This window comes from Streptomyces adustus, assembly GCF_009377175.1.
In the GTDB taxonomy this organism is placed as follows: Bacteria; Actinomycetota; Actinomycetes; order Streptomycetales; family Streptomycetaceae; genus Streptomyces; species Streptomyces adustus.
Genome location: NZ_VJZD01000402.1, coordinates 1 through 5,176, shown reverse-complemented (window position 1 = coordinate 5,176; position 5,176 = coordinate 1). Strand labels below are relative to the sequence as shown.

Below are 5,176 nucleotides of genomic sequence, written 5' to 3'. Positions count from 1 at the left end.
AAATTTGTATAAGAGACAGCAGCAGGTCCGTGCGGACCTCCGGACGGGGAAGGCGTACCGCGACAGGGGAAGTTCGGGTTCCCCCGTCACGTTCCCACGCCGGCACGGAGTCGCGGCGGGAGCCGTTCACGGGCGGTGCGGTACTCGCGGGCCGCCGCCGGGCCGGGGGAGGATGGGGTCCGGAACCCGATGGTCAACCGATACGGAGGAACGGGCAGATGCCGCACGAGCGAGCGGGCAAGCAGGCCGGACCCGAGGACCTCATCGACGTCGCCCGGCTGGTCACGGCGTACTACGCGCTGCACCCGGACCCGGCCGACCCAGGACAGCGCGTGGCGTTCGGCACCTCAGGGCACCGCGGATCGTCCCTGGCGACGGCCTTCAACGAGGACCACATCGCCGCGACCAGCCAGGCCATCTGCGAGTACCGCACATCCCAGGGCACCGACGGCCCGTTGTTCCTCGGCGCCGACACCCACGCCCTGTCGGAGCCCGCCAGGGTCACCGCCCTGGAGGTGTTCGCGGCCAACGACGTCACCGTGCTCATCGACAGCGCCGACGGCTACACGCCCACCCCGGCCGTCTCGCACGCCATCCTCACCCACAACCGGGGCCGCACCTCGGGACTCGCGGACGGGGTCGTGGTCACCCCCTCGCACAACCCGCCCGCCGACGGCGGCTTCAAGTACAACCCGCCGAGCGGCGGACCGGCGGGCTCCGACGCGACCTCCTGGATCCAGGACCGGGCCAACGAGATCATCACCGGCGGACTCAAGGACGTACGGCGGGTGACCTACCCGCAGGCCCTCGCCGCCCCCGGCACCGGCCGCTACGACTTCCTGGGCACCTATGTCGCCGATCTGCCCGGCGTGCTGGACCTGGACGCGATCCGCGCGGCCGGCGTGCGCATCGGCGCCGACCCGCTCGGCGGGGCCTCGGTCGCCTACTGGGGCCGCATCGCCGAGCAGCACCGGCTCGATCTGACCGTGGTCAACCCGCTCACCGACCCCACCTGGCGGTTCATGACGCTGGACTGGGACGGAAAGATCCGTATGGACTGCTCGTCGCCGCACGCCATGGCCTCGCTCATCGGGCAGCGCGACCGCTTCCGGATCGCCACCGGCAACGACGCCGACGCCGACCGGCACGGCATCGTCACACCGGACGCCGGGCTGATGAACCCCAACCACTACCTGGCCACCGCCATCGCCTATCTGTTCGCCCACCGCGAGCAGTGGCCCGCCGAGGCCGGGGTCGGCAAGACGCTGGTGTCGTCCGGGATGATCGACCGGGTCGCCGCCGACCTCGGCCGTCAACTGGTCGAGGTGCCCGTGGGGTTCAAGTGGTTCGTCGACGGACTGGTGGACGGTTCGCTGGGCTTCGGCGGCGAGGAGTCGGCCGGCGCGTCGTTCCTGCGCCGGGACGGCTCGGTGTGGACCACCGACAAGGACGGCATCCTGCTGGCGCTGCTCGCCTCCGAGATCACCGCGGTGACGGACAGGACACCGTCGGAGCACTACGCCGCGCTCACCGCACGCTTCGGCGAACCCGCCTACGCGCGCATCGACGCCCCGGCGACCCGGGAGGAGAAGGCGCTGCTCGCCAAGCTCTCCCCGGCACAGGTCCGCGCGGACACCCTCGCCGGGGAGCCGGTCACCTCGGTGCTCACCCGGGCGCCCGGCAACGACGCGCCCATCGGCGGCATCAAGGTGACCACCGCCAACGCCTGGTTCGCGGCCCGTCCTTCGGGCACCGAGGACGTCTACAAGATCTACGCGGAGTCGTTCCTCGGCGCCGATCACCTCGCCCGGGTGCAGGACGAGGCGAAGGACGTGGTGCTGGCGGCGCTCGGCGGCTGAGGCCCGGCCGCGGCGATGACGGAGCGTGAACGGCCGACGGTCCGTTTGAGGGGCCCCGGCAAGGGTCACCCGGTGCGGGAGCAATCGCACGCCGACAGCGGTTTGGAGTGATCGTCAGTGGCTCGGGAACAGAAGAGCAAGGCCAAGATGGAGCAGATGAAGGGCAAGGCGAAGGCGGCGGTCGGTCGCACCCTGGGCAACGAGAAAATGGCCGCAGAGGGGCAGATGGAGAAGTCCAAGGGTGACGCCCGCGAGGCGAAGGAGAAGGCCAAGGACGTGTTCAAGCATTGACGGAGCACGCGACCGTGCGTCACGGCCCGGCCCACCCGGCGGGCCGTGACACACGACCACCGCGCGATCCGACGGCCCTGACGCACGACCCAGCGATCCGGCGGCCGTGACGCCCGACCACCGTGCGATCCGACGGCCGTGACGCCCGACCGTGCGATCATCCGGCGGCCCTGACGCACGACCCTGCGATCCGGCGGGCCGTGACGCGACCGTGCGATCCGGCGGGCCGTGGTGCACGGCGGTGCGACCCGGCAGGGCGTGGTGCACGACCGCGTGCGACCCGGCGGGCCGTGACGCAGGACCGCCCAGGTCGGCGCGGACGGTTCGGCCGTCCGCGCGGCCTTCTCGTGGCGGCAGCCGTGGCTGTCCGCCCGGCACCGGCGCATTCTGGAGAGAGGTACGGACACCGGTGCCGACAGGGGGCAAGGGCGCCGGCCGCCACCACGGACGGTGGCGCGCGGTCCGGGCCCCTCCCGTAGGCAGGAGAGTCCATGCCCGCCCAGGAACCCGCCGGCAGCCCGATCCCGCCCGGTGGCGGCAGCGCTCACCCCCGTACGGCCGTCGTCACCGGCGGCTCCCGCGGTATCGGTCGCGAGACCGCCAGACGGCTCGCCGCGGCCGGCCACGCCGTCGTGGTCGACTACGCCGGCAACCGCGAGCAGGCCGAGGCCGCCGTGAAGGAACTCACCGCCGCGGGCGGCCAGGCCTTCGCCTTCCAGGCCGACATCGCCGACGAGGAGCAGGTGGCCGCCCTGTTCGACGTCGCCGAGACGCAGTTCGGCAGCGGTGTCGACGTCGTCGTCCACGCGGCCGGCCGGATGTATCTCGCGCCGGTCGCCGAGCTGGACCTGACGGAACTGGACAAGCTGCACCGCACCAACATCCGCGGCACCTTCGTCGTGGCGCAGCAGGCGGCGCGCAGGATCAGGCCGGGCGGCGCGTTCGTCATGTTCTCCACCTCCGTGGTGGGCCTGGCCTTCCCCGGCTACGGCGCGTACACCGCCAGCAAGGGCGCCGTCGAGTCGCTCACCCTGATCCTCGCCCGTGAACTGCGCGGCCGGGACGTCACCGTGAACACCGTCGCCCCCGGTCCGACGGCCACAGATCTCTTCCTCGACGGCAAGGCCGAGGAGACCATCGCCGCACTGGCGGCGCAGCCCCCGCTGGAGCGGCTCGGCACTCCGGCCGACATCGCCGAGGTCGTCGCCTTCCTCGCCTCGCCGGCCGGACACTGGGTCAACGGCCAGGTCGTGCGGGCCAACGGCGGTATCGTCTGAAACCGGTCGGAGCCGGTCCCGCGTACAGGGTCCGGCCGGACCGGAGCCGGGTGTCCAGCGACCGAACGGAGCAGGACCATGCGTGACTTCCTGGTGGAGATCACCACCACCGTCCCCGAGGGGACCAGCCAGGACGAGGTGGACCGGCGGCGCGCCGCCGAGGCCGTCCGGGCGAAGGAACTGGCCGCCAGCGGCAACCTGGCGCGGCTGTGGCGCCCGATCGGCGAGCTGCGCAGCATCGGGCTGTGGCGGGCCGCCGACGAGACCGAACTCCTGGAGAAGGTCCTCGGCACGCTGCCGCTGCGGCCGTGGATGACGCTCGTCGTCACCGCGCTGGAGCCCCACCCCAACGACCCGGGACCGTCCCACTCATGACCACCTCCACGGATCTGATGATTGTCGCCATGGACATGAGGTCGGCGCGTCCGGTGGAGCCGGGCGACCTGTCGCTGGCCCTGGCGGGAGCCGAGGTCATCGACCTCATCGGCAAGGAGGCCGTCGCCCTGCGCGGCGACCGGATCGTGCCCGGCCTGCTTCCGGCCACCGGGAACGACCTGCTGGACGAGGCCGCCGCGACATGCGTCCGCGAGGAGCCGTACGAGCAGGTCGAGGAGTGGCTGTGGCGCCGAGGCCGCGGTCTGTCCCGGACCTACCTCGCGGCCCTGGAACGGGACGGCGAGGTGACCTGGCAGCGCCGCCGCTGGAATCCGCTGCGGGTCACCCGCACGGCCCCGGCCGACTCGCCGGTCCGCCGTGGGGCCACCGAGCGCTGGGAGGCGCGGGAACCGGTCCTCACCACCCTCGCGGCCGCCGTCGGGATCGTCGACCAGCCGGCCGACGGCGCCCTGGACGGAACGGACGAGCCGGTCGTGACTGTGCTGGCCGCCGTCCACGACGCGGTGATGGAACTGGACGCGGTACGGCAGCGCCGGGCGATCGAGGACGCGGCCTTCGACAACGTCTGGCGCGGCGAATAGCCGAGCGCGCCCAGGTGGCCCACGGCGTCAACCGCGCAGTTCCTCCAGCGTGGACTTCGTGTCCGACTTCAGCCAGGCGATGACCTCGTCGAGCTGCGGCGGGTTCTTGTCGTTGCTGTACGAGCTGAGGTAGGCGCTGTAGGTCATCGTGTACGTGACCCAGCCGTCCCGTACGGCGAGCGTGGCGTACAGCGAGCCGCTGGAGGTGCCGCTGGTGGTGTCCTGGCTGACGAGATACGCCTCGTCCCCGATGCCGCCGACGGTGTCGACGTCGTAACCCTCGTGATTGTCGGGGTAGTTCTTCCAGGCGGCGGTGAACTCCGGCCCGGGATCGGTCTTCTTGTGCAGCTGCACGTCGATGGTGAGGTAGGCGTCCGCGTAGGTCGAGCCGCTCTTCTTCAGGTCGATGTTGCAGGTGGACTGGTCGAACACGCCGTCCCGCAGCGAGGAGTGGGTGGGGGACGTGTCGGCGAGCGGGTATTCGCTGTTGAAGGACGAGTGGTCGGAGCCGGTGCAGAGGTTCGCCGGGGCGTTGTAGCCGCGCAGGTCCGCGCCGGTGCCCAGGCCGTGGAGCGCGAAGACGCCGACCGCCCACAGGACGGAGGCGGCCACCGCGCCGACGGCGGCCCACAGCAGCGCCCGTCCGGCGCCACCGGTGCCGGACGCGGACGCAGGTGCGGCGGGGTAGGGACCGTAGGGGCCCGGCGGAGCGTACGGATTGCCCGGCAGGGGCTGGGCCGGCCCGCCGGTCGGGGCGGGGTGGGAGTAGAGG

Annotated in this window: 6 protein-coding genes; 5 read left to right on the top strand and 1 reads right to left on the bottom strand. The window is 72.2% G+C overall.

Annotation, left to right across the window (positions count from 1 at the left end; genetic code table 11):
- Window positions 1–218 precede the first annotated feature (218 nt).
- From pgm to FNH09_RS44355, 5 genes are all read left to right on the top strand, one after another.
- Complete coding sequence (pgm, locus tag FNH09_RS44375; protein ID WP_152895545.1) at window positions 219–1,859, top strand: phosphoglucomutase (alpha-D-glucose-1,6-bisphosphate-dependent); 1,641 nt, start codon at window positions 219–221, stop codon at window positions 1,857–1,859.
- A gap of 117 nt (window positions 1,860–1,976) precedes the next feature.
- Entirely contained in the window at window positions 1,977–2,150 is a 174-nt protein-coding gene (locus FNH09_RS44370) for a CsbD family protein (RefSeq protein WP_162470036.1), read from the top strand.
- A 491-nt stretch (window positions 2,151–2,641) separates the two neighbouring features.
- Complete coding sequence (locus FNH09_RS44365; protein ID WP_152895544.1) at window positions 2,642–3,427, top strand: SDR family oxidoreductase; 786 nt, start codon at window positions 2,642–2,644, stop codon at window positions 3,425–3,427.
- Between the two features lie 78 nt (window positions 3,428–3,505).
- Window positions 3,506–3,802, top strand: coding sequence for a muconolactone Delta-isomerase family protein (locus tag FNH09_RS44360; RefSeq protein WP_152895543.1), 297 nt, complete (start codon window positions 3,506–3,508; stop codon window positions 3,800–3,802).
- Entirely contained in the window at window positions 3,799–4,404 is a 606-nt protein-coding gene (locus tag FNH09_RS44355; RefSeq protein ID WP_152895542.1) for a GOLPH3/VPS74 family protein, read from the top strand. Before FNH09_RS44360 ends, FNH09_RS44355 begins: the two co-directional genes overlap by 4 nt.
- A 27-nt stretch (window positions 4,405–4,431) precedes the next feature.
- On the opposite strand, the gene FNH09_RS47385 is transcribed toward FNH09_RS44355, so the two are convergent.
- On the bottom strand, window positions 4,432–5,176 hold a 745-nt coding region (locus FNH09_RS47385), incomplete at its 5' end, for a hypothetical protein (RefSeq protein WP_238427463.1).